The 17,382-nt window shown below is 68.9% G+C and carries 14 protein-coding genes; 6 read left to right on the forward strand and 8 right to left on the reverse strand.

Annotated elements, in window-relative coordinates; genetic code table 11:
- Positions 1-45: 45 nt before the first annotated feature.
- The 3 genes from ABZX22_RS37505 to ABZX22_RS37515 all read left to right on the forward strand — a co-directional run bounded on the left by ABZX22_RS37505 (position 46) and on the right by ABZX22_RS37515 (position 4,301).
- Positions 46-1,278 carry a PLP-dependent aminotransferase family protein gene (locus ABZX22_RS37505; RefSeq protein WP_354919306.1) on the forward strand — a complete coding sequence of 411 codons (1,233 nt, stop codon included), beginning with the start codon at positions 46-48 and terminating at the stop codon, positions 1,276-1,278.
- A gap of 473 nt (positions 1,279-1,751) precedes the next feature.
- A complete protein-coding gene (locus tag ABZX22_RS37510; protein WP_354919265.1) occupies positions 1,752-2,711 on the forward strand; it encodes a D-alanine--D-alanine ligase in 960 nt (319 codons plus the stop codon).
- Positions 2,712-3,254: 543 nt separating this feature from the next.
- A complete protein-coding gene (locus tag ABZX22_RS37515) occupies positions 3,255-4,301 on the forward strand; it encodes an aminotransferase class V-fold PLP-dependent enzyme (protein WP_354919268.1) in 1,047 nt (348 codons plus the stop codon).
- Positions 4,302-6,249: 1,948 nt separating this feature from the next.
- Here the strand turns inward: ABZX22_RS37515 and ABZX22_RS37520 are convergent.
- The 8 genes from ABZX22_RS37520 to rpmH all read right to left on the reverse strand — a co-directional run bounded on the left by ABZX22_RS37520 (position 6,250) and on the right by rpmH (position 12,833).
- On the reverse strand, positions 6,250-7,215 hold the full coding sequence (locus tag ABZX22_RS37520; RefSeq protein WP_354919271.1) for a ParB/RepB/Spo0J family partition protein: 966 nt from the start codon (positions 7,213-7,215) through the stop codon (positions 6,250-6,252).
- A 1,370-nt stretch (positions 7,216-8,585) separates the two neighbouring features.
- Positions 8,586-9,542 (reverse strand): ParA family protein, encoded by a 957-nt coding sequence (locus ABZX22_RS37525; protein ID WP_354919308.1) that lies wholly within the window; start codon positions 9,540-9,542, stop codon positions 8,586-8,588.
- A 104-nt stretch (positions 9,543-9,646) separates the two neighbouring features.
- The gene (gene rsmG / locus ABZX22_RS37530) at positions 9,647-10,318 is read right to left on the reverse strand and encodes a 16S rRNA (guanine(527)-N(7))-methyltransferase RsmG (RefSeq protein ID WP_354919274.1); all 672 of its coding nucleotides are present in this window, start codon (positions 10,316-10,318) and stop codon (positions 9,647-9,649) included.
- A 203-nt stretch (positions 10,319-10,521) separates the two neighbouring features.
- Complete coding sequence (locus ABZX22_RS37535) at positions 10,522-11,010, reverse strand: R3H domain-containing nucleic acid-binding protein (RefSeq protein ID WP_354919277.1); 489 nt, start codon at positions 11,008-11,010, stop codon at positions 10,522-10,524.
- A 33-nt stretch (positions 11,011-11,043) separates the two neighbouring features.
- Positions 11,044-12,000 (reverse strand): membrane protein insertase YidC, encoded by a 957-nt coding sequence (yidC, locus tag ABZX22_RS37540; protein WP_354919279.1) that lies wholly within the window; start codon positions 11,998-12,000, stop codon positions 11,044-11,046.
- A 4-nt stretch (positions 12,001-12,004) separates the two neighbouring features.
- Positions 12,005-12,283 (reverse strand): membrane protein insertion efficiency factor YidD, encoded by a 279-nt coding sequence (gene yidD / locus ABZX22_RS37545; protein ID WP_354919282.1) that lies wholly within the window; start codon positions 12,281-12,283, stop codon positions 12,005-12,007.
- A complete protein-coding gene (gene rnpA, locus ABZX22_RS37550) occupies positions 12,280-12,609 on the reverse strand; it encodes a ribonuclease P protein component (protein ID WP_354919284.1) in 330 nt (109 codons plus the stop codon). Before rnpA ends, yidD begins: the two co-directional genes overlap by 4 nt.
- Positions 12,610-12,695: 86 nt before the next feature.
- A complete protein-coding gene (gene rpmH / locus ABZX22_RS37555; protein WP_043614899.1) occupies positions 12,696-12,833 on the reverse strand; it encodes a 50S ribosomal protein L34 in 138 nt (45 codons plus the stop codon).
- Positions 12,834-13,279: 446 nt separating this feature from the next.
- On the opposite strand from rpmH, the gene dnaA reads away from it, so the two are divergent.
- The 3 genes from dnaA to gnd form a co-directional block, all read left to right on the forward strand.
- Entirely contained in the window at positions 13,280-14,797 is a 1,518-nt protein-coding gene (gene dnaA / locus ABZX22_RS37560; protein WP_354919289.1) for a chromosomal replication initiator protein DnaA, read from the forward strand.
- Between the two features lie 522 nt (positions 14,798-15,319).
- Entirely contained in the window at positions 15,320-16,459 is a 1,140-nt protein-coding gene (gene dnaN / locus ABZX22_RS37565) for a DNA polymerase III subunit beta (protein WP_354919292.1), read from the forward strand.
- A gap of 45 nt (positions 16,460-16,504) precedes the next feature.
- A partial coding sequence (gnd, locus tag ABZX22_RS37570) for a phosphogluconate dehydrogenase (NAD(+)-dependent, decarboxylating) (protein ID WP_354919294.1) occupies positions 16,505-17,382 on the forward strand: 878 nt, incomplete at its 3' end.

Here is a 17,382-nt window from a genome sequence, read left to right on the forward strand (position 1 = left end):
CGCATCGACGCCTATGTCGATCGGTACGCGGCACGAGCTACCGGGATGGTCGCCTCCGAGATTCGAGCTCTCTTCGCCGTCGCGTCGAGGCCCGAGGTGGTCTCGCTCGCCGGCGGCATGCCGTACGTCACGGCCCTTCCCCTCGACGTCGTGGGCGAGCTGGTCTCCGACCTGGTCGCGCGCCGGGGCCCCGTCGCCCTCCAGTACGGCTCCGCGCAGGGCGATCCGCACCTGCGCGAGCAGATCTGCGAGGTCATGCGGCTCGAGGGCATCGAGGCCAGCCCTGACGACGTCGTGGCCACCGTCGGCTCGCAGCAGGCGCTCGACCTGATCACCCGCATCTTCATCGACCCGGGCGACGTCGTGCTCGCCGAGGGTCCCTCGTACGTCGGCGCACTGGGAACATTTGCCGCATATCAGGCGAAAGTTGTCCATATCGCGATGGATGACCAGGGACTCATTCCCGAATCGCTCGCGCAGACGATTTATGCGTTGCGCGCCGCGGGAAGCCGCATCAAATTCCTTTACACGATCCCGACCTTCCACAACCCCGGCGGTGTCACACTCAACACCGCCCGCCGCCAGCAGGTGCTCGACATCTGCCAGCGGGCCGGGATCCTGATCGTCGAGGACAACCCGTACGGCCTGCTCGGGTTCGACGGCGACCCCATGCGCACCCTCCGCGCGGACAACCCTGACGGAGTGGTGTACCTCGGGTCGTTCTCCAAGACGCTCGCCCCCGGCTTCCGCGTCGGCTGGGCCCTCGCCCCGCACGCCATCCGCGACAAGCTCGTCCTCGCGATGGAGTCGGCGGTCCTGTCCCACTCGACGTTCACCCAGCTCGCCGTCGGGCAGTACCTCGCGACCCAGCCGTGGCGCGAGCAGATCAAGTCGTTCCGCGAGCTCTACCGGGACCGCCGCGACGCCATGCTCACGTCGCTGGAATCGCTGATGCCGCCCGGCGTCACCTGGACCCGCCCCGGAGGCGGGTTCTTCGTCTGGGCGACGCTCCCCGAAGGGCTCGACTCCAAGGCGATCCTGCCGCGGGCGGTGGCCGAACGAGTGGCGTTCGTGCCGGGCACCGGGTTCTTCTCCGACGGCAGCGGGGCCAGGCACATGCGCCTGTCGTTCTGCTACCCGAAACCGGACCGGATCAGGGAAGGGGTGCGCAGGCTCGCCGGAGTCATCGAGCAGGAGATCCAGCTCCGCGACACGTTCGGCACCGGGTCCGTTCCCGCCCCGCACGGCGTGGACACGCCCGGGCCTGATCTGGCCTGAGATCCGCTCATCCAGTGGTACGGCCGGCACCCCGTTCGGGGGGGGTGCCGGCTGTTTCATTTTCTTGCAGGAGAGCGATTCTGCAGAGCGGGGGGTCGAGAGGCTCGGCGGTCGGATTCCACCCGTGGCCCCTGGCGAGACGCGCTACCGGCCGGCCCTGCTTCCTTCCCGTTCTCCCGCGGCCATCGAGGCTCCCTGTTCTCTCTCGGACGTCGAGGCGCGGCGTCCGGCTGGGCGGCTTTTCGCTTTCCGGGTGGCCAGGTGTGGAATCCGTTTGTCGGTTCGCCGTTGCGGCGACCGGCCACGTGCGCACGAGGAGCGTCCCTTGGACGGGCGGTCAGTGGTGACTGCGGAGGCGCGTGGGGCGGCGTGCCGTACGGGATGATCCGAGGGCACAGGAGGGCGAACGGGCGGCGCTCGGGACGGGTACGGTGGAACATCGTGCGGCGCCGGCGACATGCGGAGGGGTTTTGATGAGCGACCTGAGTCACGTGCTCGTGCTTGCCGGCGGACTGTCCTACGAGCGGGAGGTCTCGCTGCGTTCGGGGCGGCGGGTGAGCGAGGTCCTGCGCGCGACCGGCATCGACGTCGAGACCAGGGACACCGACGCCTCGCTGGTCCCCGCGGTGCTCGCGGACCGGCCTGACGCCGTGTTCGTCACCCTGCACGGCGGGGCGGGCGAGGACGGCGCGATCCGCTCCGTGCTCGAACTGCTCGGCGTCCCCTACGTCGGCGCGGACCCGGACGCGTGCAGGGTCGCCTTCGACAAGCCGTCAGCGAAGGCGGTCGTCCGGTCGGTCGGTCTGCGCACGCCCGACTCGGTGACGCTGCCCAAGGAGACGTTCCACGACCTCGGAGCCTCGGCCGTGCTGGCGCGCATCGTCGACCGCCTGGGCCTGCCGCTGTTCGTCAAGCCCGCGCGCGGCGGTTCGGCGTTGGGAGCGTCGTTCGTCCGGACGGCCGAGGAGCTCCCGGCGGCGATGGTGGGTTGCTTCGCGTACGGTGACACGGCGCTGATCGAGCGCTACGTGGACGGCGTGGAGGTGTCGGTGTCCGTCGTCGACCTCGGCGAGGGGCCCGTGGCGCTGCCGCCGGTCGAGATCGTCCCCGACGAGGGCGTGTACGACTACGCGGCCCGCTACACCGCCGGGCACACCGAGTTCTTCGCCCCCGCCCGCCTCTCCCCCGACGCCGCGGCCGCGTGCGCCGAGATGGCCGTCACCGCGCACACCGCCCTGGGACTGCGGGACGTCTCCCGTACCGACCTCATCGTGGACGCCGACGGGTTGCCACACTTCCTCGAGGTGAACGTCGCCCCCGGCATGACGGAGACGTCGCTGCTGCCGATGGCGGTGGAGGCCGCCGGACAGGACCTTGGTGTGCTCTGCCGTACCCTCCTCGAGCGTGCCGCCCAGCGCGCCACCACCCCCTGACCTTTCCCTCGCCTCGCCCCCCTAGCCCTCGCCTCGCCCCTGACCCTCCGCCCCGCCCCGCCCGCCCCGCCCCGCCCCTACAGGCATGCCAGAGCGCCGCTTTGTGGGACCCGTTCGCGTTCCGCGAGCACACCGCCATGTGCTGCCTTCAAGCACGCCGGCCATCACCGCGCCGGATGGTTCCGTGCGCTCTCCTCAGGCCGCCCCACTTTCTGCCGCCGTTCGACCTTCCTCAGTACTCCGCGAGCCGCGTTACCCGCTGATCCCGTGTGCGCTCCTCGGGTGCGCCTCACCTCCGCGGATTCCTAGCGCGCCCTCCTGTCGCCGATCGCCAGACACGCAGCAGGCCCCACCGAGCCCCCGCCCGCATCCGGGTCCGTCCTCAGTTCGAGGCCGCCCTCGCCCCCGCGCGCGAGACCCGAGGCGGCTCGGCAGAAATCGGGGGCCCCGGTCAACATCCTGCTGACCAGTGACCGTGCCCTCGACCGCCGGCGCTGAAGGGCTCGGTGCACCGAGATGACACCGGCTCATTAGCCTGGCGATGTGCTCAACGACTCCCTGTATCCCAAGAGCTTCGCCAGCGACAACCACGCCGGTGTACACCAGGCGATCCTCGACGCCATCTCCGCGGCCAACGTCGGCGACGCCCCCGCGTACGGTGGCGACGCGGCGACCGCCGTCTTCGAGAGCCAGATCAGGACCGAGTTCGGTGACGCCGCCGAGGGCTTCGCCGTGCTGAACGGCGCCGGCGCCAACATGGTCGGTCTGGCGCTCATGCTCGGCCGGTACGACGCCATCATCTGCGCCGACACCGCCCACATCGCCACCCACGAAGCGGGCGCCGCGGAACAGCTGCTCGGCGTCAAGCTCGTCACCGTTCCGACCGCCGACGGCAAGCTCACCCCGGAGGACATCACCGCTCGCCTCGGCGGCCTCGGCAACCCGCACGAGTCGCAGCCGAAGGTCGTCTCCATCTCGCAGGTGACCGAACTCGGCACGTGCTACTCCCCCGACGAGATCGCCGCCCTCGCCGAGGCGGCCCACGAGGCGGGACTCTTCCTCCACGTGGACGGCGCCCGCCTGGCCAACGCGGCGGCACATCTCGGTTGCTCCCTGAGGGCGATCACCACCGACGCGGGAGTCGACGTGTTCAGCCTCGGCGGCACCAAGAACGGCGCGCTGGCCGCCGAGGCCGTCGTGGTGCTGGAACCGTCGTTGAGCCGCGGCGTGCCGTTCCTTCGGCGGCAGTCGCTCCAGCTGGCGTCCAAGATGCGCTTCGTCTCGGCGCAGCTGTCGGCGCTCCTCACGGACGAGCTCTGGCGTGCCAACGCCGCCCACGCCAACGCGATGGCCACTCGGCTCGCCGCGGGGGTGACGGGGCTGACCGGCGTCGACCTCGCCTACCCCGTGGAGTCGAACGCCGTGTTCGCCGCCCTCCCAGAGAAGGCGACCAGGGCGCTGCAGGAGCGGTACCTGTTCCACGTGTGGGACGAGCAAGCGGGGGTCGTTCGCTGGATGACCGCTTTCAACACGACGCCCGAGCAGGTCGACGACTTCGTCCGCGACATCAGGAGCGCGTTGACCGCCTGACCGCGCACCGCCTTCATCGAGTGCCACGGTTCCGGTGGAAACCGGTTGGCCGCAGGCGCGCTCCCCCGATCCCCGACCCGCCACCGCCTGAGTTTCACGTGAAACTTGATAGCACCTGGGGTGCCTGTAGGTTGCCCTGCGGCATCGGTTTCACGTGAAACGGGACGGCTGGCCCCGTACAGCGCTACGCGTGCCGCGAGACCCTGCCCGCCCCGACGGGAGGCATCCTCGTCGTCGGGCTACCCTCGGGAGGCATCGCTGTCGCCGCTGAAGCTGTTGGTTTCACGTGAAACGACGGCCTCGCTTGGTTGCGCGCCAAACGCAGCGTGCCGCTGTTCCCCCTACCCTCGTATGCGCGTGCTCGGCTGTTTCACGTGAAACAGCGCCCGTCGCCGCTCCCCGAACGAGACCGTTTCACGTGAAACGACGCGCACGTGAAGCGCGGGACATGACGGTGTGCAATCTCGGCGACCGACCGGAAGGCAGTCGAATACGCGACTACGCCGTGTGCCGCACCATGGCCACCGTCAACGCCCACGCCGACCGCTGCGCACTCCGTCCCTCCTGCCTCCTCGTCCGTACGGCAGGCACGGCTCGGCGCATCCAGTGCCCAGCCTGCCGTGCTGTGCCATCAGCGCGTGCCTGCATGAGATTCCCCTGACTCCAAGCCACCCGCTGAATCCATCCCACCGCTGACTCATCCCGCCACCGACCCCTGCCAACCGAAGCGGCTGCGTACCTACGACACACAGCGGATGTGCACCTGCGGTACGCGTGGCTGGGAGGCCGCCCTTTAGCCGCGTTGCCGTCCTCGAAGGCGTATGGGCACGCCCGCAGGGCGCCGAGCGGGCATCATGCCGCACAGCCACGACACCATCGCCCCCAGGCGAGAGACCCCCGCTGGCAGCACGACACCATCGCCCCCAGGCGAGAGACCCCCGCTGGCAGCACGGCGCCATCCCCGCCAGGCGGAGCCCTCGCAGGACAGCACGGCGCCGTCGCCCCCGGACGGGGTCCCCCGCTAGAGACAGCACAGCGCCATCGCCGCCGGGCAGGAGAGGCCGCTCAGGTCCAACGCCATGACCGCCACGCAAGACGGCGTCCCTGGGTCCGTCGCCATGGCCGCAGGGCAGGGTGTTCCTCTGGCAGCACAGCATCATCACCGCCGGGCGCCATCGCCGCCGGGCCGTCGCCACTTCCGGCCGCCATCACCACCGGGCGCCACCACCGCCGACCGCCATCGCCGCCGGGCGCCACCACCACTGGGAGGCACCACCACCGAGTGCCATCGCCGCCGGATGGCATGGCGGGTGGGGCTGACACCATGCCATGACCTCCACGCAAGATAGCCGCCTGAGGGCCATCGCCATGAGCGCCGGAGAAGATCGCCGCCGGAGCAGACGCCATGGCCGCCGCACAGGGCCGCCGCACAGGGCCGCCGCACAGGGCCGCCGGAGCAGACGCCGTGGTCGTCCGTCTCACGGGATGGCCGCGCAAGGCCCGACCCCATGGTCGTCGGGCAAGATGACCGCTCTGGCATGACGCCATGGTTGCTGGGCAAGGTGGGGCCGCTCTGGCAGCACGCCGTCCATGGTCGTCGGAGGCTGGCCGCTGAGCGGCACGGCCCCATGGCTGCCTGACAGCAGCGCGGCGCGATTGGCCGCTGGGCAGCACGACACGGGGAGCGCAATATGGCGCTCGTGCAGTGAGCAGCCGCCTGGTGCTGCGAGCACGCGGACGATGCGGCTGTGCGGCGAGGAGCCGACTGGCGTGGGTAAGAAGCCGGCAATGGCACGGGCGAGGAGCCGATGATGGTGCGAGCAAGGAGCCGACGTTGGGTGGCGTGCAGGTCGCCGGGGCTGGCGCAGCGGTCGGCGCGACGGGCGTTTCACGTGAAACGGGAGGCCAGCTTCAGCCGACCTCCCGTTGTTTCACGTGAAACGCGAAGCTAGAACTCCCCGTCTCCGTCGCGCATCGCCTGGGCCGCCTCGGGAGCCATCGCGCTGATGATGCGCTCGAGATCGTCGATCGTGGCGAACTCCACGATGATCCGACCCTTCCTGCGCCCCTGGTCCACCTTCACCTTCGTCTCGAAGTGGTCGGACAGGCGGTCGGCCAGGCGGACGAGTCCGGGCATCGACGGGCGCTTCGCCGTACGGGATCGGGGTTCGGTGCCGGCCGCCTTGGCGCCGCCGGTCGCGACGATCTCCTCCACCGTCCGGACAGAGAGCCCTTCGGCGACGATGCGCTTGGCGAGGTACTCCATGGCGCGCGGGTCGTCCAGGGTGAGGAGGGCGCGGGCGTGCCCGGCCGTGATGATCCCGGCGGCGACTCGCACCTGGACGTCGGGCGGGAGGTTGAGGAGGCGGAGCGTGTTGGTGATGTGCGGACGTGACCGGCCGACCCGCTGGGCGAGCTGCTCGTGGGTGGCGCCGAAGTCGTCGAGGAGTTGCTGGTAGGCGGCCGCCTCTTCAAGGGGGTTGAGCTGCTCGCGCTGGAGGTTCTCGATCAGGGCGTCGCGGAGCAGGTCGTCGTCCTGGGTGTTCCTGACGATGGCGGGAACGGGGTCGAGCCCGGCGAGGTGGCAGGCGCGCCACCTGCGCTCCCCCATGATGAGTTCGTAGCTGCCGGCGCCCACGGCTCGCACGACGATCGGCTGGAGGAGGCCGACTTCCTTGATCGAGGCGGCGAGCTCGTCCAGGCGCTCCTGATCGAACACCTCGCGTGGCTGGCGAGGGTTCGGGGTGATGGCGCTGAGGGCGACCTCCCTGAAGTACGCCCCGGCGATGGGCTGCGGGCCCGCTTCCTGAGAGGAAGCGGACGTGGATGGCACCGCGCCTGTGCCGTCAACGATCGGGCCGGTCGGGATGAGCGCCCCGAGTCCCTTGCCCAGTCCCCGCCGCTGCTGACTCACTGCGTCTCCTCATCCACCCGGCCGCTCCTGTCGCTTCTGGAGAGGTTACCGTCGACAGCGTGTCGGAGTGCCCGCTCGCCACACGCAGTTCGGTCGGGTTTGCCACATCCCACCCGAACCGGAACCGGAACGGCACAGAGGTGTGGCGTCGGTGAAGAGTTGACCGGGGAGTGGACGCGATTGGGGCAGTCACCCGCAAGCCGGGAGCCATCGGTCCCCCTTGGCCCCCTGGTCCCCCTTGATTGCCCCACACGCGGCCATCGGGCTGGATGGGGTTCGGGGATGGGCGAGCGAGGGATGCCCTGTGGTCGGGCTTCTCGTGGGTCTGATGTCCATCCGCCGGTAGCCGTGGAAAGGCGGCCGTCAGGCGTCCCAGACGCGGTAGCGGCGCCCAGCGTGGACCCAGGCAGGACCGTAAGCAGCGCTCGGTGCGACCGATGGGCCTGGAAGCGGCGTCTGGGACGGACGGCAGGCAGGCGCGGGAGCCGCGCGCCCGGCGCGGACTCAGGCAGGACGGCAAGCGGTGCCCGGTGCAGCCGGACGGCGTAGAAGCCGCGTCTGGCCCGGACCGCACGGGAGGCGCGGAAGCGGCGTCTGGCGGGGACCCCGGCGCGGCGCGCAAGCGGCGCCCAGCGCGGGCTCAGGCAGGCGCGGAAGCGGCGTCTGGCCCGGACCGCACGGGAGGCGCGGAACCGGGTCTCTAGCGCGGGCGGCGTGGAAACGGGACCGATGCGGGCACCGGCACGCGTGGAAGCGGCGTCTGGCGCGGCCGGACGGGCGCTGGACGGGCGCGGAAGCGGGAACCGGGCGGGCGGGGCCTATGCGTGCCGAGCCTGAGGCCATGGAGGCGGGTCCGGGGCCGGGCGGCGTGGAAACGGGACGGATGCGGGCACCGGCAAGCGTGGAAGCGGTACCTGGCGCGGCCGGACGGCGTAGAAGGGGTGCCCTGGCTCGGCGGAGCGTGGAAGCGGCGTCTGGCGCGGCCGGACGGGCGCTGGACGGGCGCGGAAGTGGGGACCGGGCGGGCGGGGCCTGGGCGTGCCGAGCCTGAGGCCATGGAGGCGGGTCCGGGGGCCGGGCGACGTGGAAATGGGACCGATGCGGGGCACCGGCAAGCGTGGAAGGGCGCCTGACACGGATGCGGGTGCAGGTCCGTCGTAGGCAGGGGCTGTGTACGGCGCGCGCATGGAACGCGCGGGAAGTGCGCTACCCGATGTGAAGCGCGCGAAGTGTACGGCCGCGGCAGCGCCCCAGGTAGGCGCGGAGCGCGGCTGTCGAGCCGTGCAGGCCAGGAGCAGAGCGCGCCAACCAGTACGGCCGGCGGCGAGGAGAGCCCTCATGCTGAAGGACTCCCCTGTCCGCGTGGCCCGTCAGACGCTCACCGCGCGGTAAGCGATCTCCCGAGCCGCGTCCATGTACGCCATCGCCCCGCTGGACCCCGGGTCGTACGTCATCACGGACTGCCCGTAGCTGGGCGCCTCGGACAGTCGCACGCTCCGCGGGATCACCGTGTTCAGCACCGTGTCCCCGAAGTGTGCCCGCACCTCCTCGGCCACCTGGGAGGCCAGGCGCGTCCGCCCGTCGTACATCGTCAGCACGATCGTCGACAGGCTCAGCGTCGGGTTGAGGTGCGCCTTGATCAGGTCGACGTTCCTGAGCAGCTGGCCGAGTCCTTCGAGGGCGTAGTACTCGCACTGGATCGGGATGAGCACCTCGTCGGCCGCCACGAGCGCGTTCACGGTCAGCAGTCCGAGCGACGGCGGGCAGTCGATGATGATGTAGTCGAGTTCCACCGCGTCAAAGGCGGTCAGCGCCCGCCGCAGCCGGGCCTCGCGGGCCACGAGGGAGACCAGCTCGATCTCGGCTCCCGCCAGGTCGATGGTCGCGGGCGCGCAGTACAGACCGGGCATGTCGGGCACGGCCTTGACGATGTCGGCCATCGGGAGGTCATCGACGAGCACCTGGTACACATCGGGGACATCACCGCGGTGCTCGGTGGCAAGGGCGGTCGACGCGTTGCCCTGGGGGTCGAGGTCGACGACCAGGACGCGCTCGCCGTTCATCGACAGGGCGGCAGCGAGGTTCACCGACGTCGTGGTCTTGCCGACACCGCCCTTCTGGTTGGCAACGGCGATGATGCGAGTCTTGGACGGGCGCGGCCAGGAGTCGTCACCCGGCGTTACGGTGTCCGCTGTCTGAGTCGCAGATGTTTCACGTGAAACCACGGAGCTGAGTGCCTCTCGTACCAGCGGCGAATCGCCGGGGTTAAGGGGGGTCTGGGTCACGATGGCCATCCTTTCAACCAGCGGCCGGGTCCTGCCCGTCATCCGGTGCCGCGACACGCCCAAATCCGGCCAGCCGACACCCTCGAGGCTCTCGGGACCGGGTTCACCCGGCCAACCGAGTCCACTGGACGTGCCCGGCACAACCGTCACCTCTTTCGTCGGCGCCGACCTGGCTCTGGCGCGCGACCCGCGACCACGCGGACCAAAGTTGCAGGCGGCTCGACCTTACCGTGCCCGACCGTGATCAGCTCAGCCGTCTGTGCCCCGCTGGCCCGCAATTGGGGTTCGGCCTCGGCGAGTTCCTCCGCGGCCCGCTCCCCCTTCATCGCGATCAGCTCGCCGCCTTCGCGCAGGAGCGGCATCGACCACTTGAGCAGCCGGTCGAGCGGCGCGACAGCACGGGCGCAGGCGACGTCGAACACCCGCTTGCCCGCCAGTTCCTCGGCTCGCCCGCGCAGCACCTCGACGTTGTCGAGCTTGAGCGTGTCGACGCACTCCTCGAGGAAGACGGTACGGCGCAGCAGCGGCTCCAGCAGCGTGACCGACAGGTCCTGCCGTACGATCGCCAGGACCAGGCCGGGCAGCCCGGCGCCCGAGCCGATGTCGACCAGGCGGACGTCCTGGGGGACGGCCTCGGCGACCACCGCGCAGTTGAGCAGGTGCCGGTCCCAGATCCTGGGCACCTCGCGCGGGCCGAGCAGCCCGCGCACGACGCCTGGACCGGCGAGCAGCTCAGCGAACTGCCGCGCTCTGTCCCAGGCGTCGCCGGTGAACACCTCGCGCGCTATCTGCGGGGGAGCCGTCAGCTCGTCGCTCACTGATCCGGTGGCCTTTCCTGAAGGTGCGTGTTCTTGGGGTGGTACGGCGGAGCGCCGGTAAGGACGAAGACTAGCCGTCTCCGCCGTCGCTCCGGTCGAGGCGCGGAAGCCGGGAGCCAGAACGGTGTGATCTCAAACGAAAGGCCGCCAGCCCCGAAGGAGCCGACGGCCTGGCGTTGGTGCCTGCCGTACCCGGTGGAGGGTCAGGCGGGCAGGACCACGACGAAACGGTTGGGCTCCTCGCCCTCGGACTCGCTGCGCAGCCCGGCGGCCGCCACCGCGTCGTGCACGATCTTGCGCTCGAAGGGGGTCATCGGGTGCAGGGACTTCGGTTCGCCGTTGCGCTTGACGGTCTCGGCGACCTCGGTGCCGAGCTTGCTCAGCTCGGCCCTGCGCTTCTCGCGGTAGCCGGCGACGTCGAGCATGAGGCGCGACCGCTCCCCCGTCTGCCGGTGGACGGCCAGCCTGGTCAGCTCCTGGAGCGCCTCGAGGATCTCGCCGCCGGGGCCGACGAGGTCGGTGCCCTTCACGCCGACGACGGAGACCAGCGCGCGGTCGCCCTCGACGTCCATGTCGATGTCGCCGTCGATGTCGGCGATGTCGAGCAGCCCCTCGACGTAGTCGGCCGCGATCTCGCCTTCCTGCTCAAGCGCCGCAAGATCGGGAGCCTTCTCCTGCTCGGCCTCGGTCACGTCAGGCCTCTCTTTCGTGCTGGTGGGTGAGGATCAAGACTTCTTGCTGCCCGTGCGCTTGCTGCGGGTCTGCTTGGCCGGCTGCCGCCGAACGATCTTAGGCTCCGTCGGCGCGGGCGGGGCCTCCTCCTCGGCGACGGCCGGGCTCTTTCGCACCTTGGACAGCAGGCTCGGCTTGGGCTTGACGGGGATCACGTTGCCCTTGGCGTCGTACTCCGGCATGGGGTGCCGGGAGTAGAACCAGTGCTGCTGGCCGAGCGTCCACAGGTTGGTGGTGACCCAGTAGAAGATCAGGCCCAGCGGGAAGTTGAGGCTGAAGAAGGCGAACAGCGGAGAGACGTACATCAGGATCTTCTGCTGCTGCGCCATCGGGTTGTCCGGCATCTGCTGCATGGAGCGGGTGACGGACTGCCTGACGGTGAGGAAGGTCGTGAGAGAGCTGATCGCCACGAAGATCGCCAGCACGATCTTGGTCTGCAGCACGCCGGCGTTGAAGGACTCGATCTGCTCGGCGCTCATCCAGAAGTTGGCCGGCAGGGGCGCGCCGAAGATGTGCGCGGCTCGGGCGCTGTCGACGAACTCCTTGGTCATCCCGAACTTGACCTCGCCGTGCGCCATCGCGTTCAGCACGGTGAACATCGAGATGAAGATGGGGAACTGCGCGACAACGGGGAGGCAGCCGCCGAGGGGGTTGGCGCCGGCGCCCCGGTAGAGGTTCATGACCTCTTCGTTCATGCGCTGCTTGTCGTTCTTGTAGCGCTTGCGGATCTCCTGCACCTTGGGCGCGAGTTCCTGCATCTTGCGCGAAGAACGCATCTGCTTGAGGAAGAGCGGGAAGATCGCCAGCCGCATGAGGACCGTGATCGTGATGAGGGTCAGCGACCAGGTCAGCCCGCTGTCCGGGTCGAGAACGGTGCTGTAGGCCTGGTGGATCCAGGTCAGGATTTGGGCGATGGCTGTGTAGAGCCAGTTAAGCCAGGACAGCTCCACCGAGCTAGCTCCCTTGCGTTTCGTCGGACGGAACCGGGCGTGGGGGCACCGGGTCAAAACCTCCGGGGTGGAATGGGTGGCAACGCCCGATTCGCCGGACAGTCAGCCATATGCCGCGCAAAGCACCATGTACGGCTATCGCCTCAAGCCCATAAGCACTGCATGAGGGGTAGAAACGGCAACGCGGACCCAGCATCGGGCTGATGAACGCCCGATAGAACCGGATGGGGGCGATGAGGATCCGAGCCGGTAGGCTCGGCGCCCCTTGCGTCTGCTCCGTCATCGTTGTTGTTCTCGCCTTGACAAACGATCCAGCGCGGCATCGAGGTCAGCGGCAAGGCGCTCGTGTCGCGCGGACGCGGCAGGTGGATTAGCGCGTACCACAAGCAGGCTACCTCGCGGCAGCCGCACTATACGGTCCCGCACCAGGTGTCGGAGCCGCCGCTTGACCTTGTTGCGCACGACAGCACCGCCCACGGCCTTGCTGACCACGAAGCCGACCATCGGTGGCCGGTCTTCCTCGGTCAGTTTCAGATGCAGGACGAGGGTGGGACGGCCGGCGCGGGCACCGCGCTTGACCGCGGTGGAGAAGTCTTCACCCCGCCGCATGCGGGACTCTCGCGACAACACGTCAGACGCCTATCGCCCGCCGACAAGCAGCGCCGGCGGGCGACCAAGCTGAGACAGGACGACCGTCAGGCCGACAGCTTCTCGCGGCCCTTGCGGCGACGAGCGGCGAGGATCGCGCGGCCGGCCCGGGTGCGCATACGCAGCCGGAAGCCGTGGGTCTTCGCGCGGCGACGGTTGTTCGGCTGGAAAGTACGCTTGCTCACGAGTGGGCTCCAGGCTTGAAAGTGCGCCCCCACCTGCAAGCGAGAGCGCGTGACACACATGGCTGGCCTGCCGAGCTCGCGAGGGCATGCAAAAGAGCCGTCACGTGACAAGCCGACCGTCGTACGTTACGGGTCAGGCGGGGCCGAGGTCAAACCGGCGGGGTTTTCCACGTTTCCACAGGCAAGTTTTCCACCGTGGATAGCACGTCCACAGTCTGTGCACTCAGGTGCCACTAGGCTGTGGACAACGACTTGAACACAGGTGTGCACAACTCCCCGAGCCCGGCCGTAATGGTGGGATCACTCTGTGCACAGCCTGTGGATCTCCTGTGGATCACGTGTGGATCGTCTGCGGAGATCGCTCGAGACACACCTGTGGATAGAACACGCAATCCGCGATCATGGCGGCTGCGATCTGTGGAAAACGACGGAGGGGAAGCCACACCATGAACGAGGACGACCTCGGGACGGTATGGGCCCACGCGCTGGCCAACTTCCTCAACGACAACCTGCCGATCCAGCAGCGCACCTGGCTGGCGATGGTCAGGCCGATCGCCATGGCGGGCGACACGATCGTGCTCGGCGTCCCCAACGAGTTCCTCAAGGACCTGATCGAGGGCAAGCTGCGCACGCCGGTGAGCCACGCGCTGTCCCACGAGCTCGGCAGGCCGGTGCGCGTGGCCGTGATGATCGACACCACCACCCCGGACCAGCCGGTCGCCGAGCCTCATCCCCAGCCCGTGGCGCCGAGTTATCCCCAGGCGCCGGAGCCTGTGCCGGGTTATGCACAGCCCGCCTACCAGGCGCCGGAGCCCTCTCTCTTCTTCGCTCCGCCGTCGGAGCCGTCGCAGATATCCACCGAATATCCACAGGCGCAGCCCGAGCCTCCACAGAACCGGTGGGAGGCCAAGAGCACCAAGCCGAGCGAGCCGGCCAGGCTCAACCAGAAGTACACGTTCGAGACGTTCGTCATCGGCGCCAGCAACCGGTTCGCGCACGCGGCCGCCGTCGCGGTGGCCGAGGCGCCCGCCAAGGCCTACAACCCGCTGTTCATCTACGGCGACTCGGGCCTGGGGAAAACCCACCTGCTGCACGCCATCGGCCACTACGCGCAGTCCCTGTACGACGGCGCCAGGGTGCGGTACGTGAGCTCGGAGGAGTTCACCAACGACTTCATCAACAGCATCCGCGACCACAAGGCCGACGGGTTCCGCAGCCGCTACCGCGCGATCGACATCCTGCTTGTGGACGACATCCAGTTCCTGGAGGGCAAGGAGCAGACGCAGGAGGAGTTCTTCCACACCTTCAACACCCTCCACAACGCCAACAAGCAGATCGTCATCTCCAGCGACCGGGCGCCCAAGCAGCTGATCACCCTGGAGGACCGGCTGCGTAACAGGTTCGAGTGGGGCCTGATCACCGACGTCCAGCCGCCCGAGCTGGAGACCCGCATCGCGATCCTGCGGAAGAAGGCCATCCAGGAGGGCCTGGCCGCGCCGCCCGAGGTGCTGGAGTACATCGCCAGCCGGATCTCCACCAACATCCGCGAGCTCGAGGGCGCGCTGATCAGGGTCACGGCGTTCGCCAGCCTCAACCGGCAGGGTGTGGATCTCCAGCTTGCCGAGGTGGTGCTGAAAGACCTCATCACCACCGATGCGAGCTCCGAGATCACGATCGCCACGATCATGGCCAAGACGGCCGAGTACTTCGGCATCTCGATCGACGACCTGTGTGGAAGCTCGCGCAGCAGGGCGCTGGTGAGCGCCCGCCAGATCGCGATGTACCTGGCCAGAGAGCTGACCGACCTGTCGTTGCCGAAGATCGGGCAGCAGTTCGGCGGCCGTGACCACACCACGGTGATGCACGCCGAACGGAAGATACGCTCCCTCATCGCCGAGCGCAGGTCGATGTACAACCAGGTCAACGAGCTGACAATGCGTATCAAGCAGACATCCAAGGCCTGATTGTGCACAGCCTGTGGATAACTCTGTGGACCAGCTCAGACGGCCTTTCCGGGGCCAGATGAAGATCAAAAAGCGCGAACGCCGCCCATAGAGCCTGGGGATAAGGCTGGGGACATGTTGGGGACAACCTGGGGACAGCTCGTGGACAACCTGTGGACGCCCTGTGAACATCGGAAACGGGAGCTCCAGGTGACCCCTTCTACCCCGTGGATAACCTGTTGAAACCCAGTGGATAACCGGTGGATGAAGACCCCCAGATCTGGGGACGGCCTGTGGGCAACGATCCGTCATCCCCAGGCGGCGAAGTTCTCCCCAGGCTTCGCCCACAGGGGCAGTGGATGAACATCGACGGGATGAGCTGCGGAAACGCTGGTTATCCACAACATCCACAGCCCCTATGAAGATGACTCCACTTATCTCTAACGAAGAAATTCAAAGACCCATAGAGGGGTTCTCCCGAGCTCATGTGCGGGAGAGTGAAGACTTGACAACCAGCGACGACCAACCAGGAGGGTGATCCCCGTGATGTTCCGGATCGAGCGCGACGTGCTCGCTGAGGCGGTCGCATGGACGGCACGCAGCCTGCCTGCGCGCCCGTCCGTGCCCGTCCTGGCAGGCATGCGCATGGAAGTCACCGACGCGGGCCAGCTGAAGCTGTCGGGCTTCGACTACGAGGTCTCGGCCGAGGTGACGCTCGAGCCGCAGACCGGTGAGGCGGGCGTGGTGCTCGTCTCCGGCAAGCTGCTCGCCGAGATCACCCGCGCGCTTCCCGCACAGCCTGTGGATTTCGTGGTGGACGGCGCCAAGGCGGTCGTCACGTGCGGCAGCGCTCGATTCACCCTGCTGACCATGCCTGTGGAGGACTACCCGTCCCTTCCCACGATGCCGCCCGCGGCCGGCCGGGTGGGCAGCGACGTGTTCGCCTCCGCCGTCAGCCAGGTCGCCGTCGCCGCCGGCAGGGACGACACGCTGCCGATGCTCACCGGTGTGCGGATGGAGATCGAGGGCGACACCGTGACCCTCGCGGCCACCGACAGGTACCGCCTGGCCGTACGGGAGCTGAAGTGGCAGCCGGGACAGCCCGACTTCTCGGCGATCGCCATGATCCCCGGCAAGACGCTGGCCGACACCGCCAAGGCACTGGGATCGACCGGCGCCGAGGTCGAGATCGCGCTCAGCTCCGTGGGCGGGACGGGCGAGGGGATGATCGGCTTCTCCAGCGCGGGCCGGCGCACCACCACGCGGCTGCTGGACCCCGAGTTCCCCAAGTACCGCTCGCTGCTGCCGACCGAGTTCTCCGCCAAGGCGGACCTGTCCACAGGCCCGTTCGTCGAGGCCGTCAAGCGTGTGGCGCTGGTCGCCGAGCGCAACACCCCGGTACGGCTGGCCTTCCGCGGCGGCGAGGTCGTCCTGGAGGCGGGCAGCGGCGACGAGGCGCAGGCCGTCGAGGTGCTTCCGGTGGACTACGAGGGCGAGGAGATGAACATCGCCTTCAACCACCAGTTCCTGCTGGAGGGTCTCGGCGCGATCGACTCCGATGTGGCCAGGCTGCAGATGACCACCTCGACCAAGCCCGCTATCCTCACTGGCGGCAAGCCTGTGGACGACGGTGGCACGCCTGACTACCGTTACCTGATCATGCCCATCCGCTTGTCCAGCTGACCAGGCCATCAGAGATGATGGAAGCCTGACAAGGGGGTTATCAACATGCAGATCGGCATGGTCGGGCTCGGGAAGATGGGCGGCAACATGGCCGAGCGGCTGCGCCGCGGCGGCCATGAGGTGGTCGGCTACGATCGCGATCCCGAGGTCAGCGACGTCGCCAGCCTCAAGGAGCTCGTCGAACGCCTCCAGACGCCCCGCGCGGTGTGGGTCATGGTCCCGGCGGGCGGTCCCACCCAGCAGACGATCAACGTGCTCGGCGAGCTGCTCGAGCCGGGCGACCTCGTGGTCGACGGCGGCAACTCGCACTATGTGGACGACCAGCGCCACGCCGAGGAGCTCAAGACCCACGGCATCGGTTTCGTCGACTGCGGCGTCAGCGGCGGCGTGTGGGGCCTGGAGAACGGCTACGCGCTCATGTGCGGCGGCGCCGAGGCCGACGTCCAGCGGCTGATGCCCGTCTTCGAGACGCTCAAGCCCGAGGGCGAGAACGGCTTCGTCCACGCCGGCGAGGTCGGCGCGGGACACTTCGCGAAGATGGTCCACAACGGCATCGAGTACGGCATGATGCAGGCCTACGCCGAGGGCTGGGAGCTGCTCGAGGCCTCCGACATCGTCAAGGACGTCCGCGGCAGCTTCGCCAGCTGGCGCACCGGCACGGTGATCAGGTCGTGGCTGCTCGACCTGTTGGTGCGGGCGCTCGACTCCGACGAGCACCTCGACAAGCTCAAGGGTTATGCACAGGACTCGGGCGAGGGCCGGTGGACCGTCCAGGCGGCGGTCGACCACGCGGTCCCGCTGCCGGTGATCACGGCCGCGCTGTACGCGCGGTTCGCCTCGCGGCAGGACGACTCGCCGGCCATGAAGATGGTCGCGGCGCTGCGCAACCAGTTCGGCGGGCACGCGGTCGTCTCGGAGGCGGG

The organism is Nonomuraea sp. NPDC003804 (genome assembly GCF_040610675.1).
Taxonomy (GTDB): domain Bacteria; phylum Actinomycetota; class Actinomycetes; order Streptosporangiales; family Streptosporangiaceae; genus Nonomuraea.

What these genes read in the sequence shown, in the direction of transcription:
- ABZX22_RS37525 (WP_354919308.1), bottom strand. Translation starts at nt 9,542, where the DNA reads ATGACGGGCAGGACCCGGCCGCTGGTTGAAAGGATGGCCATCGTGACC.
- dnaA (WP_354919289.1), top strand. Translation starts at nt 13,280, where the DNA reads ATGAACGAGGACGACCTCGGGACGGTATGGGCCCACGCGCTGGCCAAC.
- rnpA (WP_354919284.1), bottom strand. Translation starts at nt 12,609, where the DNA reads ATGCGGCGGGGTGAAGACTTCTCCACCGCGGTCAAGCGCGGTGCCCGC.
- ABZX22_RS37505 (WP_354919306.1), top strand. Translation starts at nt 46, where the DNA reads ATGGTCGCCTCCGAGATTCGAGCTCTCTTCGCCGTCGCGTCGAGGCCC.
- yidD (WP_354919282.1), bottom strand. Translation starts at nt 12,283, where the DNA reads ATGACGGAGCAGACGCAAGGGGCGCCGAGCCTACCGGCTCGGATCCTC.
- ABZX22_RS37510 (WP_354919265.1), top strand. Translation starts at nt 1,752, where the DNA reads ATGAGCGACCTGAGTCACGTGCTCGTGCTTGCCGGCGGACTGTCCTAC.